15 protein-coding genes, 1 tRNA gene and 1 pseudogene are annotated in these 15,332 nt (G+C 45.7%); 8 read left to right on the top strand and 9 right to left on the bottom strand.

Features of this window, described 5'->3' with window-relative positions; genetic code table 11:
* From istA to rpsU, 6 genes are all read right to left on the bottom strand, one after another.
* Window positions 1–1,054: IS21 family transposase (gene istA, locus A3735_RS04780; protein ID WP_156499404.1), on the bottom strand; the 1,054-nt coding region annotated here is incomplete at its 3' end.
* 190 nt (window positions 1,055–1,244) lie between these two features.
* Window positions 1,245–1,321 (bottom strand) — tRNA-Ile (locus tag A3735_RS04775).
* Between the two features lie 99 nt (window positions 1,322–1,420).
* Window positions 1,421–3,229 carry an RNA polymerase sigma factor RpoD gene (rpoD, locus tag A3735_RS04770; RefSeq protein ID WP_068507063.1) on the bottom strand — a complete coding sequence of 603 codons (1,809 nt, stop codon included), beginning with the start codon at window positions 3,227–3,229 and terminating at the stop codon, window positions 1,421–1,423.
* Between the two features lie 170 nt (window positions 3,230–3,399).
* Entirely contained in the window at window positions 3,400–5,115 is a 1,716-nt protein-coding gene (dnaG, locus tag A3735_RS04765) for a DNA primase (RefSeq protein WP_068507061.1), read from the bottom strand.
* 116 nt (window positions 5,116–5,231) lie between these two features.
* Window positions 5,232–5,696: a GatB/YqeY domain-containing protein gene (locus A3735_RS04760; RefSeq protein ID WP_255374951.1), complete on the bottom strand. Its 465-nt coding sequence runs from the start codon at window positions 5,694–5,696 to the stop codon at window positions 5,232–5,234.
* 220 nt (window positions 5,697–5,916) lie between these two features.
* Window positions 5,917–6,132, bottom strand: coding sequence for a 30S ribosomal protein S21 (gene rpsU, locus A3735_RS04755; RefSeq protein ID WP_068507050.1), 216 nt, complete (start codon window positions 6,130–6,132; stop codon window positions 5,917–5,919).
* Between the two features lie 207 nt (window positions 6,133–6,339).
* Between rpsU and A3735_RS04750 the strand changes: the two genes are divergently transcribed.
* Window positions 6,340–6,687: a HopJ type III effector protein gene (locus A3735_RS04750; protein ID WP_068507046.1), complete on the top strand. Its 348-nt coding sequence runs from the start codon at window positions 6,340–6,342 to the stop codon at window positions 6,685–6,687.
* Between the two features lie 215 nt (window positions 6,688–6,902).
* On the opposite strand, the gene A3735_RS04745 is transcribed toward A3735_RS04750, so the two are convergent.
* Window positions 6,903–8,819, bottom strand: coding sequence for an ATP-binding cassette domain-containing protein (locus A3735_RS04745; RefSeq protein WP_068507044.1), 1,917 nt, complete (start codon window positions 8,817–8,819; stop codon window positions 6,903–6,905).
* A gap of 36 nt (window positions 8,820–8,855) precedes the next feature.
* Between A3735_RS04745 and A3735_RS04740 the strand changes: the two genes are divergently transcribed.
* The 5 genes from A3735_RS04740 (at window position 8,856) to A3735_RS04720 (ending at window position 12,397) form a co-directional block, all read left to right on the top strand.
* Window positions 8,856–9,509: a DUF2390 domain-containing protein gene (locus A3735_RS04740; protein WP_068507042.1), complete on the top strand. Its 654-nt coding sequence runs from the start codon at window positions 8,856–8,858 to the stop codon at window positions 9,507–9,509.
* 49 nt (window positions 9,510–9,558) lie between these two features.
* Window positions 9,559–10,065 carry a DUF4124 domain-containing protein gene (locus tag A3735_RS04735; protein WP_068507034.1) on the top strand — a complete coding sequence of 169 codons (507 nt, stop codon included), beginning with the start codon at window positions 9,559–9,561 and terminating at the stop codon, window positions 10,063–10,065.
* Between the two features lie 144 nt (window positions 10,066–10,209).
* Window positions 10,210–10,881, top strand: coding sequence for a 7-carboxy-7-deazaguanine synthase (gene queE, locus A3735_RS04730; protein ID WP_068507075.1), 672 nt, complete (start codon window positions 10,210–10,212; stop codon window positions 10,879–10,881).
* 162 nt (window positions 10,882–11,043) lie between these two features.
* The gene (locus A3735_RS04725) at window positions 11,044–11,679 is read left to right on the top strand and encodes a PEP-CTERM sorting domain-containing protein (protein WP_068507031.1); all 636 of its coding nucleotides are present in this window, start codon (window positions 11,044–11,046) and stop codon (window positions 11,677–11,679) included.
* Window positions 11,680–11,821: 142 nt separating this feature from the next.
* The gene (locus A3735_RS04720; RefSeq protein WP_068507028.1) at window positions 11,822–12,397 is read left to right on the top strand and encodes a hypothetical protein; all 576 of its coding nucleotides are present in this window, start codon (window positions 11,822–11,824) and stop codon (window positions 12,395–12,397) included.
* 32 nt (window positions 12,398–12,429) lie between these two features.
* Here A3735_RS04720 and A3735_RS04715 read toward each other — a convergent pair whose 3' ends face one another.
* Window positions 12,430–13,062 carry a YceH family protein gene (locus A3735_RS04715; RefSeq protein ID WP_068507027.1) on the bottom strand — a complete coding sequence of 211 codons (633 nt, stop codon included), beginning with the start codon at window positions 13,060–13,062 and terminating at the stop codon, window positions 12,430–12,432.
* 180 nt (window positions 13,063–13,242) lie between these two features.
* Here A3735_RS04715 and A3735_RS04710 point away from each other — a divergent pair, with 180 nt between their 5' ends.
* Together A3735_RS04710 and A3735_RS30285 are read left to right on the top strand one after the other, a co-directional pair.
* Window positions 13,243–14,070, top strand: a complete 828-nt coding sequence (locus A3735_RS04710) for a two-component system response regulator (RefSeq protein WP_197476242.1) — start codon at window positions 13,243–13,245, stop codon at window positions 14,068–14,070.
* Window positions 14,071–14,085: 15 nt separating this feature from the next.
* A pseudogene (locus A3735_RS30285) lies at window positions 14,086–14,337 on the top strand (HD-GYP domain-containing protein); the annotation flags it as partial.
* Between the two features lie 205 nt (window positions 14,338–14,542).
* On the opposite strand, the gene A3735_RS04705 reads toward A3735_RS30285, so the two are convergent.
* Window positions 14,543–15,332, bottom strand: a 790-nt coding sequence (locus A3735_RS04705; RefSeq protein ID WP_068637664.1) for a nitronate monooxygenase family protein, incomplete at its 5' end; no start/stop codon positions are given.

Genomic DNA, 15,332 nt, shown 5'->3' with positions numbered 1-15,332 from the left:
AAACATGAAGACTCACATGCTGGTTAGCAAAGCTTGCCGGGACACTATAGCGGTTACGCTCGAACGTAATTAAGCATGTAGAAGAGACTCGCTTAGTCTCTTCTACATAGCCATCGAATGGCGCTGGGACAGGCATTAAACATGGCCGTTCTTGTCGCCAGCATTCAGCAACCGTTAGATTGGATTGTTCTGGGTGTTTTTGGCGGTGCCACAGTTCAATACATTGGCGTTCAAGCCAAGCATTAAGTTCTTCGAGAGTCTTGAACTTGGGAGCGGTATGACATAACTGATGCCGAGCATCTCGCACCTTTTTCTCGACTTGGCCGTTCTCCCAACCTGCAGCTGGATTACAGAACTCAGCTTCAAACAGATAATGACTGACTAGCGTTTGGAATCGGCGATTAACATCGCGCTGTTTACCTGATCGTACCTTATCCACAGCAGTCTTCATGTTGTCGTAGATGCCGCGTTCAGGCACGCCACCAAAGACCCGAAATGCATGATTGTGTGCATCAAACAGCATCTCGTGCGTTTGTTTGTAATAAGCTCGCAGGAAGAAAGCTCGACTATTGCTTAGCTTGAAGTAAGCAACTTGAAGGCAGCACTTCCGACCATTGATCGTGGCGAAATCTTCGCCCCAATCAAACTGGAATGCTTCGCCTGGTGCAAAAGTCAGTGGAACATAGACTCGCTTAGCGGCAGTGCTCTTTGCTTCATGTTGCTCTTGTCGCCACTGCCGTGCAAACGCAGCAACACGATCATAGGAACCGGTGTAACCCAGTTGTACTAAATCCTGGTATAGCTGCTTGACTGACTTACGCTGCTTTCGATGCTTTTTCACCTCACGGTGAAGCCAGCAGGTTAAGGTCTTCTCGTAGTCATCCAGCTTACTCGGCGACTTCCTTGCAGGGTAGCTTGGGTCTAAATTTCTATTATTGAGGTATTTACGAACAGTAATTCGTGACAATCCGGTCTTCCGAGCAATCGATCGAATCGATTGTCCCTCCCGAATATGCGAGCGTCGAATTACGCTTAGTAGAGCCACGTCTATCACTCCATTTTCTCCTGCTTTGCTGAAGCAGGGATAGGTTTATACGTGGGTCAAAATTCGATGCAAATATATGGCTTTAGTGGGTCAGTTTTGGGTGCAAATCAACAATGAGGCCAATGTAGCACTGATGTAGCACAACTTATTCCAAGCATGCCAGCTACTAAAATAACCAATTGAAATAAAAGAAGAAAAATGGTGCCCCCTCCCTGACTTGAACAGGGGACCTACCGATTATGAGTCGGGTGCTCTAACCAACTGAGCTAAGGGGGCACTGATTTTGGCTTTGAGCCAAGAGATGATCCAGAGAGTTCTTGATCAATACGGGGCGCATTATAATGCGCCCCGAAAGAAGATGCTAGAGGAAAATGCTTATTCGTCCAGGAAGCTTCTTAGGTGATCTGAGCGGCTTGGATGGCGTAGTTTTCTTAGCGCTTTCGCTTCGATCTGACGGATACGCTCACGCGTTACGTCGAACTGCTTACCTACTTCTTCCAAAGTATGGTCTGTGTTCATTTCGATACCAAAACGCATACGTAGTACTTTTGCTTCTCTAGCAGTTAGTCCGGAAAGAACCGTACGTGTAGACTCTCTTAAGCCCTGGCCTGTAGCCGTATCAACGGGCGATTCTGCCTGGCCATCTTCGATAAAGTCACCCAAGTGTGAATCTTCGTCATCACCAATAGGCGTTTCCATTGAGATTGGTTCTTTAGCAATCTTAAGGACTTTACGTACCTTGTCTTCAGGCATATCCATGCGCTCACCTAACTCTTCAGGTGTTGGCTCGCGGCCCATTTCCTGAAGCATCTGGCGTGAGATGCGGTTCAATTTATTAATGGTTTCGATCATGTGTACCGGAATACGGATCGTACGTGCCTGGTCAGCAATAGAACGAGTAATTGCCTGACGAATCCACCATGTAGCGTAAGTCGAGAACTTGTAACCACGGCGATATTCGAACTTATCTACCGCTTTCATCAAGCCAATGTTACCTTCCTGAATAAGATCCAGGAACTGTAGGCCACGGTTGGTATATTTCTTCGCGATGGAGATAACCAAACGAAGGTTGGCTTCTACCATTTCCTTTTTCGCACGACGCGCTTTTGCTTCACCAATCGATACACGACGGTTGACGTCTTTAATTTCAGCGATGGTCATGCCAGTTATGTTAGCCATTTCTGCGATCTTTCTTTGCGCACGCGTAATTTCAACACGGTTCGCTTCTAGCTTCGCTGCACAGGGGTGACTTTCTTCAATTAGGCCGTCAATCCACTGTAGGTTTGCTTCATTACCCGGGAATCGTTTGATGAACTCTTTACGATCCATACCGCAATATCTGGAGCAAAGCGCCATAACTGCACGCTCATTAATCCTAACGATTTCGTTGGTAGTACGAACTTCAACGATCAAGGCATCGAACTGCTTGGCACTCAATTTAAACGGTGCAAACAGTTTACCTAGCTCATTATAAGCTTTAGCTGCTTCTTTACTGCTACGAGTATGCTTTGCTTCTTCTGCTAAGGCTACCGCTAGCTGAGCACGAAGTTCATCCATGCGCTCACGCACTTCTTCTGGATCAGGGCCTTTCTCGCCCTCTTCTTCGTCATCGTCGTCGGAATCAGCACTATTCGCTTCGACTATAGGAGCCGGTGCAGGAATCGCATCGGTCTCTGGGTCAACAAAGCCTGAAATAATGTCACTTAGACGGCCTTCTTCTTCCACTGTCGTGTCATATCGATCCAAGATACCCTGAACGACACCCGGAAAGTGAGCCAAAGATGCCATCACATCCCGAACACCTTCTTCGATACGCTTGGCGATACGAATTTCGCCTTCACGCGTTAGTAGCTCTACAGTACCCATTTCACGCATATACATACGTACTGGGTCAGTTGTTCTGCCTGCTTCGGTTTCTACTGCTGCCAGTGCCGCAGCTGCTTCAGCCGCCGCCACTTCGTCTGTTGAATCTCCATCTGACATAAGCAATGAATCAGCATCAGGCGCAACTTCAACAACCTGAATACCCATGTCGTTGATCATGCGAATAATGTCTTCAACCTGATCCGGATCCGCAATATCTTCTGGAAGGTGGTCGTTTACTTCTGAGTAAGTCAGGTACCCTTGTTCTTTACCGCGGGCGATGAGATCTTTTAAACGAGACTGTTGTGAATTGCCTGACATGTCTATCCTATAAGTTGGAATTCGTTACTGATGGCCGATCAAAAAATAGTCGGCCATTATATAGAAAGTTTGCTTTTCAACCAAATCAATATGGATCCAAAATGAGATTTTTCAAGTCTGAATTGGAATAACTTTCATAAATTTGGCCGTTTCGAATACTAAAAGGCCTTTTACTTAGATTTCCTTAGGGAAATAGCTCTTAGCGCTTGCTTTTCAGATTCGCTCATTTCACTAGGAAGCTTATTGAATTTTGTTGCTTTCAAGGCGTCATTCTGGGTTTGTTTATTCTTCAGCCGTTGCAGCAAGTCAGTCGCAACGTCCTGGATTTCCTTCGCGTCGGGCACCCATTCCAAGCGATCAAATAAGCTAGAGAACTGAGCACGATAACCCACTTCATCCGTAGCCAGAAATAACAACAAAGACTGAGTCGTTGCTATTTTTTGAAGAAAGAGAAACTCTGCGAAGTCACGAGTTTGCTGAAACCCTTGGTGCCCACTGATCATACTTAGATAATTTTCAGCCTGACTTGGCTGGTAATATAGCGCTAAACAAAGGCTAGTATCCGGGTCAGGAATCACCCTGGCGCCAACTAAGTCCTGAGACTCTTCAGGCTTGTCTTGTCTGAACTTATTCCTACGTTTGAACATGAGTGAATTCAGTTTCTGCCTTAAGGCATTCTTTAAAACGAAAGACTTCACCTGCTCGATCTGGGCTTCAGCTTGCTGCTTTAGCATGCCTTTATGCTCTGCAATATTCAGATCCAAGCCTTCCGAATAAATTTTGAACATAAATTCCGATAAAGGCTGCGCACCATTCACTCTTGCTTCAAATGCATCTTTACCCTCATCTCTCACTAGGGTATCTGGGTCTTCTCCTTCGGGAAGTAATAGAAAATCCAGCTGCATCCCATCTTCAAACATAGGCAAGGCGTTTTCCATTGCCTTTCTTGCAGCCTGTAATCCGGCTCGATCGCCATCAAAACAGAAAATAATGTGCTTACACCGTCGTAAGAGGTGAGAGAGGTTTTCGCTATTTGTCGCCGTCCCTAAGGTGGCTACCGCATAGTTAATACCGTACTGCGCTAGCGCCACAACGTCCATATAGCCTTCCACTACCAACAACTTATCAAGATGTCGGGTTGCCTGGTTCGCTTCATACAGACCGTAAAGCTCATTACTTTTGTGGAAAACTTCCGATTCAGGTGAGTTGATGTATTTAGCTTTGTCGTCCCCTAAGGTTCGCCCCCCAAAAGCCACAGTCTTACCGCGGCTATTTCGAATAGGGAACATTAAGCGATCTTGAAATAGATCAAAGGGGTTGTCGTACTTATCGAGAACGGTTTTGGTCTGAATGAGTGACTTTAAGGTTTCTGGGGCGGCTTTAGCACTCAGAAAATCCCGCTCGGCCGGTGCAAAGCCGATAGCGAAGCGCTCAATCACTTCGTCCGACAAGCCACGCCTTTTCAGGTAGTCCTGAGCACGCGATTTATTGGCATGAGACTTTAGCGCATCCCTGTATTTCAGATTTGCGTACTCTAAAGCTTCCCACAACTTTGCTTGAAGGCTGTATACCTTTTGGACTTTTTCGTCTCTCGGCACCTCGATGCCAGCGATCTTCGCCAGCTCTTCAACCGCTTCATTAAAATCCAGGTTATCGTGTTCGCGCAGGAAGTTAATACTGTTACCACTCGCGCCACAACCAAAGCAGTGGTAGAAGTTCTTTTGAGCGTTAACGTGAAAAGAGGGTGTTTTTTCTTGATGGAAAGGACAACAGGCCTTCAGTGCAGTACCCGCTTTTTTAAGCTGTACGCGCGAACCCACAACTTCGGCGATAGGCACTCGCGCGACGAGGTCTTCTATAAAATCTTGTGGGATTAATCCTGCCATCTGCTACGACACACTACTCAATGAAGATGCATAATATAGCATAAGCCATGAAACAAAGACTAAATGACTACCTTGTAGTAGACCCGCTCTGTTCAAGAGATAATTGGAATTGAAGTCTAGCTAGCTAAGCGCTGCTTAACGATCTGGCTTACCTTACCGACGTCAGCTCGACCTTGAAGCTGAGGCTTAAGCACCGCCATCACCTTGCCCATATCCCGAACTGATTCTGCTCCAGAGCTCGCCACTGCCTCGGCGACCAAAGCATCAATTTCCTCGGCAGTCAGTGCCGCGGGTAGAAACGTCTCAATCACAGCGATTTCGCCAGCTTCTACATCCGCAAGATCTTGGCGGCTTGCTGCTTCGTACTGACTAATTGAATCTCGACGCTGTTTAAGCATTTTATCTAGCACAGCAAGCACACGAGCATCATCTAACTCTATACGCTCATCAACTTCGATACGCTTAAACTCAGCCAGAATTAAACGGATAGTCGCTAGACGCTCTTTTGCGCGAGCTTTCATTGCCTCTTTCATTGCAGAGGTAATACTTGCCTTTAAAGTACTTGCACCGGCTTCGCTCACACTAAACTCCATCTAATTACATTGCTGTAGAACCCTACCTGCATAACGACCGTACCAAGACACTCGCATATCGCGATCAACCTGATAGAGCAAGGGTAAAGTTTTATCTGCTTAAAACGCAAAAAACAACAATAGGCTAGAATATCATTATCCTAGACCTTGTCGTTTTATCGCTCACATTCTCTTTATCTAAAATATAGACAAAGAGTGGTGACAAATCTTAGTACAGTCTTTCGAAACGTTTTGTTTCGCGCTGAACCTTCTTCGCGTGACGCTTAACAGCTGCAGCTGCTTTACGCTTACGTACAGAAGTAGGCTTCTCGTAGAATTCACGACGACGAACTTCAGACAAAACACCTGCTTTTTCACAAGTACGCTTAAAACGACGAAGAGCGATATCAAATGGCTCGTTTTCTTTCAATTTTACAGAAGGCATTAAAATTACCTGTTCCAATAAAGTTATATTGATAAATTCTTACTGAGCTATGGCTGCAGTGCACATTTCAGCAAGCTTGGCTTACTGGCACAGCGATCAAAATATAGACACAGTTCCACTTAGGGGCGCGAAGTTTAATTGGAAAAATCCGGCAAGTAAAGTGATATCATATAAAATTCATTATATTCACCACCCAGGGAGAAAACTTTGTCTAATTTAGAGACTTTCGTCCAACGTTTAAACCAAGATGCAAGCAGCATTCAGTTTGAAGATACAATGGCAATTATTGACGAGCTATATGAATTTACACCCACAGCCTTTCAAAATGGCGAGCAAGCCAATGAGGCAGGGCAGAACTCGGGCTCCTGCAAACTCTTTGCTTTTGCCCAGCTTCAAAACCTGGATGAGCAACAAACTCTAACTTGTTTTGGTCAATACTATCGCGAAGATGTGCTCAAGAACCCTGAGGGCAATGACCACCAAAACATTCGCAACTTTATTACTCAAGGCTGGAAAGGCATTTCATTTTCGGGTGAGGCATTAAAGGCCAAGTAGAAGCATCTGTAAGCAGAGGCTTCCACGCCTAGCACGGGGCATCGACCTGCGAGGGATGGAACCCTCTGCCTACGATAATCGTTATTTGCCCGCTACCTGTGAATCCACAAACTTGTAGGCAGAGCCTTCCACGGCTCGCAAGCGGGCTAGCACGAGATTGATCCTGCAAAAGACGGAGCTCTCTGCCTACACTAAAACCAAGCTTTGAGAAAAAACTACATCTGGCTCTCGGCCGTTTCGATCTCTTCACTCAGTTCAAACCATTCCATCTCGGATTCTTCTAAACCGACTTTATGTGTTGCCTGCTCATCCATCAATTCTTTCAACTTGGCTTTATTTTCAGCTTGATAAATCTCTGGGGCAGCGAGTTTCTCTTCGAGCTCAGCTAAAGCTTCTTGGTGCTTCTCCATCGCCTTTTCTGCGGTTTTGAGCTTTTTCTTCAGTGGGCTCAATTTCTGACGAAGCTCCGCAGCGATACGCTTGCGTTCCTTTTTATCTTCCGCTGATTCATTTTGCTTGTCTGCACTGTCTGTCTCTACAGTTTCAGTTTTACTCGACTCTTTATGGAAGTCTTGCAACCAAACTTCGTAATCGTGCAGGTCGCCTTTAAACTCTTCGACTTTCCCGTTTGCCACCAGCCAGAAGGTGTCGACGGTATTCTTTAGTAAATGACGATCATGCGAAACTACCAATATTGCTCCCTGGAAAGCCTGCAAAGCCATCGTCAGCGCATGACGCATTTCCAAATCCAAGTGGTTAGTCGGTTCATCAAGCATTAGAAGGTTTGGTTTCTGCCAAGCAATAATCGCCAAAGCCAAGCGAGCTTTTTCTCCACCCGAGAAACGCTCGATGGTCTCCAATGCAGCGTCGCCTCTAAAATCAAAACCACCTAAAAAGTTACGAATTTCTTGATCCGTCGCTTTTGGGTTAATTCTCTGCAAGTGCAAGAAAGGGCTCGCGCTCAGATCCAAGGCTTCCAACTGGTGCTGGGCAAAATAGCCAATTCGAAGGTGCTCTCCTTCTGCACGCTGACCACTAAGCTGAGCTAAATCACCTACCAGGCTTTTGATTAAAGTCGACTTACCGGCACCGTTTGGCCCTAGAAGGCCTACTCGTGTACCCGGTAAGATGCTGGTAGTAAAATCTTCGAGCACTGCTTTCTGCTCATAGCCCAAGTCTGCTTTTTGAATGCTTAGTAATGGGCTAGATATTTTGTCGCTCTCAGGAAAGCTAAAGTTAAACGGTGAATCAATATGAGCCGGGGCAATAAGCTCCATTCTAGCAAGTTCTTTAACACGACTCTGAGCCTGTTTTGCCTTGGTCGCTTTCGCTTTAAAGCGATTTACAAAAGACTGAATTTCGCTAATACGCTGCTGCTGCTTTTCATACTGAGATTGCTGCTGAGCAAGCTTTTGAGCACGCTGCGTCTCGAACTCACTATAAGTTCCTGTATATTGATTCAGCTGCTTGTGTTCGAAGTGAAGAATATGTGTCGACACGGCATCAATGAAGTCACGGTCATGAGAAATGAATAACACCGTACCTTCGTAACGTTTCAGCCATTGCTCCAGCCAGAGCATCGCATCTAGATCCAAGTGGTTCGTCGGCTCATCCAGCAACAATAGGTCAGAAGGGCACATCAGTGCTTGCGCCAAATTCAAACGAATTCGCCAACCACCAGAGAAGTCATTAACCGGGCGCTGCATGTCTTTCTGATCAAATCCCAAACCATGCAGTAACTTTTCCACGATAACTGGTGCTTCATAGGCACCTATGTGCTCCAGCTCTCCATGGAGTTCAGCAATTTTATGGTCATCGTGTGCGGCTTCAGCTTGTTTTAATTCAGCCTCCAGACTACGGAGCTGCTGATGGCCATCGAGCACATAATCTTTAGCCGTTCGCTCTCCTGCTGTGACTTCCTGAGCCATATGAGAAACACGGCAGTTACCGGGCAAAGAATAGGCACCCGAATCCGGGCTAAGTTCGCCTAAGATAAGTTTAAACAAGCTTGTTTTTCCTGCCCCGTTGGCGCCAATAATCGCCACACGTTGACCGGCATGCACAAGGGCATTCGCCTCGGCTAATAAAGGCTCCGGGCCTCTTCGTAGGGTCAATGCATCGATCTTTAACATTCAGGAAACCTGCCTTTACTGATAAGATATGTCTGGATGGCGCAGACGGTAGCGGATATCCTACGCAACATCAATCCTAAGATGCCGATAAATTCCTATGGATTTATTTCGATTTACACTTATCAAATATGCTCTAACCAAATGACTCATAGCCGCCCCTCTATCACCGCAATATCGGCAGCAGAAATGAACGCCCTCTCTCTAGAGAATGAATTTTGGCTATGTTCACTTAAGCTGTGGAAGAATAAAACACTGCAAGACACCTTATTAGACCTACAAGATGCCCAAGGCTTTCGCGTCAACCTATCACTCTTTGCAATGTGGGCTGGGCTTATGAAAAAGAATATTACACCGCTGCTACCCAACATCAACGAAGAGCTAGACTCTTGGCACGAACAAGTCGTTGCACCACTTAGGCAGGTAAGAAAAAGTCTACCCAAAGGTGCGCTAAGAAAGGACGTTCAGCAAAACGAGCTGCAAGCCGAACAAGTCGAACATGCTTTACTGTTTAAGCTATCTCAGACGATTCCATTTGAGCAGAACGGAGACACGATCGATATTCTGATTGGTAATTTATTAGCTAGCAGGCTGCCGAAATCACATCTATTATTATGTATTCGAACTTGTTTACCAAATTGCTCCGACTCTGAAATCCAGTCACAAATTTGTAAACACAATATTAGCTATTAACAACACAAAACATGATCTTAATAGCACAAAGACACAGGAACTTGTCACCATGAAAATGATTTCTCGTTTTATTACCATCAGCATTCTTGCCGCCGCAATCATCTTGCCTTTTTTCTTTAAGATGGACAATGGTAAGCCTACACTCGCCATGCCGACGTCTGCCGACCTGATTCCTGATAAAATACTACCCGACAGCCTTACCGGCAATGAAAGCTCGAGCTCGACAACCAGCTCAAGCAGCAGTAACAAAGTGTCCTTCTACAAATGGCAAGACGCAACAGGCATGTGGCACTATGGTGATAGACCCCCAGCAGGGGCTCAGAACGTATCAACCATGAATGTAAACACCAATGTTAATATTATCCAAAGTGTGAAAATCGAGTCGGACGAAGAGTCTACCTCAGCCTATGCACCACAACCCAAAATGTCAGAAACCCTGGCAGATGGCCAACTAACAGCTGATGATGCATTCAATGCAATGAGTGACGCAAAAGCCGTCCGTGATATGATGGAATCTCGTAACGAAACACTGAAAGCGATTACCGGCGAAAACTAAAAGCCATTCATTTCGCTCATACCAGTACACTTCAGCAAATAGCCCTGAGAAGACCTTAAGTCATTAAGGCCCTCTCTAAGCCCCTTACCAGAGCACAAAAAGACCGTGACAAAAAGCAGTAAACAGCAATATCGAATTAAAGAGATGTTTTACAGCCTGCAAGGCGAAGGCGCTCGTGCAGGGCGTGCAGCTGTATTTTGTCGTTTTAGTAAGTGCAATTTATGGAATGGGAGAGAAGATAGCCGGGCAGACGCTGTGTGCAATTTCTGCGACACAGATATTCTTGGCACAGATGGGCAAAATGGTGGCGAGTTTGCTAATGCCCAAGCATTGGCAACAAAAATTCAATCACTCTGGGACAGCAATCAAGTACTCGCCAGCTCTTCTTCAAGCCGTAAGAGTATAGCCAAACCCTACGTTATCTTCACTGGCGGAGAACCACTACTTCAGCTTGACCCAAAACTGATAGAGTTGATGCATCAGCTAGGTTTTGAGATCGCTATTGAGAGCAACGGCACGCTCCCTCTTCCTGAGGGTATTGACTGGGTATGCCTTAGCCCAAAAGGCAAATCAAGCATTGTTTTTGATCGCTGTGATGAACTGAAGCTGGTTTATCCTCAGAGCGATGCACTCCCCGAAGCCTATCAAGACTTCCCTGCTGATCACTATTTTTTATCGCCCATGGCCAGCCCCGCTGTGCGCTTTGGTGAAGACCCAGACAAAATAAACAATACCCGTTTAGCCCTCGACTATTGCCTGAGCCATCCTCAATGGCGCTTAACTTTACAAATGCATAAGCTACTTGGAATAGACTGAGTTCACAAATTTGACCAAACGCAACAAATAGCGTCGACTTTTTTTACACTCAAGAGTGACACATATTCCTAAGCAGCTGTTTTATTGACGTATATCTTCAATGGCACGATTAATGCTTTAAATTAGATCGTTTTTAACACTAAATTTAAGGGAGTAAACACCATGAAGAAAATCATCTCTGCCGCTTTGTTAAGTGCAGCATGTGTTAGTGCTAATGCTGGCATTATCTTTTCAGATAATTTTGATTCCGAAGTACCTGACGTTACAGTTCACACAGGTTCTGATACTGACTATAACAACTTCACTAACTGGAACGTATCTGACGGCACAGTCGACCTTGTAGCTCAAGGTGATTGGGGCCTCAACTGTGCAGGTTATTCAGGAAAGTGCGTTGACCTTGATGGATCTAGCGGCAATGCGGGCATATTTTCTTCTAATGCACTTACTTTGGCAGCAGGTACATATACTCTGAGCTTTGACATCTCAGGTAGTCAGCGCCCCCAGTCATTTTTCGACGAAATGCAAGTCACTTTAGGCGGATTCTTTAACGAAGACTTCTCTCGAGTTGCCTTTCAAGGCTGGGAAACAGTGACACGTACATTTAATATTGCTCAAGAAACAACAGATGTGATCAGCTTTAATCACGCTGGTGCAGACAACATGGGTATCATGCTAGACAACGTTGTTCTAAGTACAGACTCTGAAAATTCAGTTTCAGTCGATGAGCCAGCAACTTTTGCATTATTAGGTCTTGGATTACTAGGCCTTGGTGCAGCTCGACGCAAGCAACAGGCATAACCTCTATCAGGGGTTTATTATTAACTAACACTAGTGAATAAATAAACCCCGCTGCAATTCCATTTTTTCCTGCTACCTCCATTCCATCTTTATAGCACATAAGCTACCTTAGGCCTTTAGAATTTTATAATGGATAATTACCATGCGCCTTATTTTATTATTTCTTATATGCTTAGTACTTGCAGCATGCTCAACCCGTGACTTACAAGGAACCTTGGGGGGGGCTACTGCTCAGCGCTTAGTCACACATAGCATCGATGATCTGGTCAGAAGTATTGAAGATGAAAAGCTAGATGCACTCGAAGGTAAAAACGTTTATATCAACTCTTACTTTTTAAGTGATTCACCCCTTAAAGCTTATGCCGACAAACGTTTGGCGATTGAGTTAGAAAGCCGTTTCGGTATCAATGTTGTGGCCACACAAGAAGAGTCTGAACAGGTGATGACAGCCTTCTACACCTCTCTTGGCACAGACTTGGACAACTTTGGTATTGCCATACCCTTTGGCTATGTTCCAGGGGTCGCTGAAAACACTCAGCTAAACATCATCACTTTAGAGAAATTCCACGGTATCGCAGAAATGTATTACTACATCGGCGAAACCGGCAGCGAAAATCGTAGCCAAGTCTTACAGGCCAAGGTGAAGACCGATGCCCTAGGCCTGCCATTTATCACGATTCCGCTTTCTAATATCGACCGTCACGAAAGCTTATTTTAGCCTTCGCTCTATTCGCTATTATTAGTGTTTGCTTACTGCTTCTGCTCCATCAGCCAAGCGACTTGTTTCTCAAGCTCTTCAATTCGAGCGAAGAGCTCATCTGAAGACGCTGAAGAGTCGCTTACTGGTGTTGAAGGCTCTTGTATTTGCGTCATATCAGGCTCCCCACTGAGCAGGTGCATATAACGATCTTCCCGCTGTCCGGCAGACGACGGTAAGCGACACATCAATGGTGTTGTTCTGTTTAGCAGCTTATCGACTAAAGCAATTAGTTCTTCTGGCCCTGAAAACTCATACATTCTGCGGGTTCGGGTGAGAAGCTCATTCACCGTCTGCGGGCCTCGCAGCAAGAGCATGCAAAAGATAGCGTGCTCTGCGTCATTCATATGATATTCACGCGTCAGACGCTGGTCATATTTATCCGCTCTTGAACCGTACTCAAATTTTACCAAGGCCCGCTTCTGTAAGTCATAAAGGCTCTGTTGAACATCACCTTCAGAAAGATCCATCACCGGTTCACGGCTAGTTTTCTGATTGCAGGCTGTCACCAGGCTATTGAGCGTTAAAGGATAGACATCGGGTGTGGTTAGCTGTTTCTCCATCAAGGCCCCCAAAATACGAGCTTCGACTAATGACAAGATGGAAGAAGAATCATGTTCACTCATTTATGATTTATGCCTTTTGTTATATTTTAGTGAATTTGTCGATTTTAACGTGTGTCTTTATCAATTACACGACTTATTGAAACAGCAATTATTGGACATCGGATCTATCCTCTGCATACTTATATAGCATAGTTTTTAGCACCAAGGCACTCTAGGACAATTACTTAAAAGGATATATCTATGAGCAAGCCGCTCATTATGATAGTTGATGATGAACCTATCAATTTACGTCTACTTTCTGAAGCACTCAAATCCGAGTTCGATCTTATTGCCGCCACTAATGGCACTCAGGCATTACAACAGCTCGAGCAGCAGCATGAGTCTATCGAACTGATCTTGCTCGATGTCAATATGCCTGGTATGTCGGGCATGGAGGTGCTTGACCGCATCAAAGAACATGATGAGTGGTCCGACATTCGCGTAATCTTCGTTACCGCAATGAACCAAGTTTGTGACGAAGCCGCGGGCTTGGCCCATGGTGCCGTCGACTATATTACCAAGCCCATTTCAGCCCCCATTGTCTTGGCTCGAATTCGTACCCAGCTTACCTTGCGGGCTGCCAAGAAATCCCTTGCCGAGCAAAATCAGCTACTTGAACAACGCGTTCAAGAGCGTACTGAAGAAATTAGATATACCCAGGAAGTCGTTATCAACGCACTCACCACGCTCGCCGAAACCCGTGACCAGGAAACCGGATTACATATCGTTCGTACCCAACATTACGTTAAACAACTTGCAGAACTGGTGCGCGACTTACCCGAATATAAAGATGAGTTAGATGACGAAGCTATCGATGCAATGTTCCGAACAGCACCATTGCATGATGTTGGAAAGGTAGGGATCCCCGATCGAATACTACTTAAGCCCGGAAAGCTGGATGCAGAAGAATGGGAGATCATGCGCAGTCACGCTTCTTTAGGCGGCGATGCCCTGCAAAAAGCTCGTCAATTATCAAATAGGACACAAGAGGGCGATTGCTTCCTGAAATATGCACAGGAAATCGCTTAATGTCATCATGAAAAGTGGGATGGCTCTGGCTACCCTAAAGGGCTAAGCAAAGAAGCTATCCCATTATCTGCACGCTTAATGGCGATTGCCGATGTGTATGATGCCTTGATCTCCAAGCGTTGTTACAAAAGCGCCATGACACATGAACAAGCTTTAGAGATTATGCGCGAGGGCAGAGCTCAGCATTTTGACCCGGTAATGCTTGATGCCTTTCTGGATAACTGCCACTTATTCCTGGCAATCGCTGACAAGTACAAAGACGAGTAAGTGCTCGCAATATTTTCCGGACAAATAATGCGATCTGTTGTAGCGCAGCATCTGCCTCTCTAACACGTGGAGCAAATATCTTAAAGACGTGAAACAACCCCTCAAACACATCGTAAGTGAAATCACATTCGCTTTCATTTACGCGTTGGGCGGACGTATCGCCTGCCCAGTATCGTCAGCGCCAAGCTTAACCGTACTATAACCTTTACTCGGCAAAGCCCGGCTTTTCAACTGTGCCCAGGTACTCTACCTTTAGCTCCTTAACTAAATCAGCCATCGATTTAATTGTGTGAATGCCCGATACGCCTTCACCAGCACTCCAAAAGTCCTTCCATGCATTACTACCTGCCAAATCAAGATCGACACTTTCCTTGGCCTGGTAACTTGCCAAGTCAACGCCAGCACGCTCAATTGACGGCTTAAGGAAGTTACACTTCACGCCAGTAAAGGTATCTGTGAAGATCAAATCTTTAATCCCTGATTCAACCAACATCTTTTTGTAGTCAGGGTCTACCTCGGCTTCTTCGGTGGCTATAAAGCGTGTTCCCATATAAGCAAAGTCTGCTCCCAGCACTTCAGCTGCACGTATACCGTAGCCATCATTCACAGCACCGGCCAAAGCCAAAGGGCCGTCCCAAAATTCTCGAATTTCTCTCACCAAAGCAAAGGGGTTAACGGTACCCGCATGGCCTCCTGCTCCTGCCGAGACAACAATGATTCCATCCACTCCCGCAGCAATTGCTTTTTTCGCATGCTCTGCCCGAATTACATCATGAAAGACAACACCGCCCCACTCATGCACTTCCTTCACTATCTCTGCAGGGTTGCCCTGACTGGTAATGACAAAAGGAACCTTATGCTTCTTGACCACTTCTCGGTCACTCGGTAAACGCGTATTCGAGGGGTGTACAACCAAGTTAACACCGAAAGGGGCAACGGGTTTGTCGGGGTTAGCCTCAGCAAACTGCGCCAAGTCCTCGCTAATTTCACCAAGC

The sequence above is a fragment of the Oleiphilus sp. HI0061 genome (assembly GCF_001635675.1).
The sequence above is the reverse complement of the archived record's forward strand: the minus strand, read 5'-3'. Positions and strand labels throughout refer to the sequence as shown.

Bases quoted from the DNA above. Each gene is read 5' to 3' on its own strand.
- dnaG (WP_068507061.1), bottom strand. From the start codon at position 5,115: ATGGCAGGATTAATCCCACAAGATTTTATAGAAGACCTCGTCGCGCGA.
- rpoD (WP_068507063.1), bottom strand. From the start codon at position 3,229: ATGTCAGGCAATTCACAACAGTCTCGTTTAAAAGATCTCATCGCCCGC.
- A3735_RS04745 (WP_068507044.1), bottom strand. From the start codon at position 8,819: ATGTTAAAGATCGATGCATTGACCCTACGAAGAGGCCCGGAGCCTTTA.
- queE (WP_068507075.1), top strand. From the start codon at position 10,210: ATGTTTTACAGCCTGCAAGGCGAAGGCGCTCGTGCAGGGCGTGCAGCT.
- A3735_RS04740 (WP_068507042.1), top strand. From the start codon at position 8,856: ATGGCGCAGACGGTAGCGGATATCCTACGCAACATCAATCCTAAGATG.
- A3735_RS04735 (WP_068507034.1), top strand. From the start codon at position 9,559: ATGAAAATGATTTCTCGTTTTATTACCATCAGCATTCTTGCCGCCGCA.
- A3735_RS04725 (WP_068507031.1), top strand. From the start codon at position 11,044: ATGAAGAAAATCATCTCTGCCGCTTTGTTAAGTGCAGCATGTGTTAGT.
- A3735_RS04720 (WP_068507028.1), top strand. From the start codon at position 11,822: ATGCGCCTTATTTTATTATTTCTTATATGCTTAGTACTTGCAGCATGC.
- rpsU (WP_068507050.1), bottom strand. From the start codon at position 6,132: ATGCCTTCTGTAAAATTGAAAGAAAACGAGCCATTTGATATCGCTCTT.
- A3735_RS04715 (WP_068507027.1), bottom strand. From the start codon at position 13,062: ATGAGTGAACATGATTCTTCTTCCATCTTGTCATTAGTCGAAGCTCGT.
- A3735_RS04710 (WP_197476242.1), top strand. From the start codon at position 13,243: ATGAGCAAGCCGCTCATTATGATAGTTGATGATGAACCTATCAATTTA.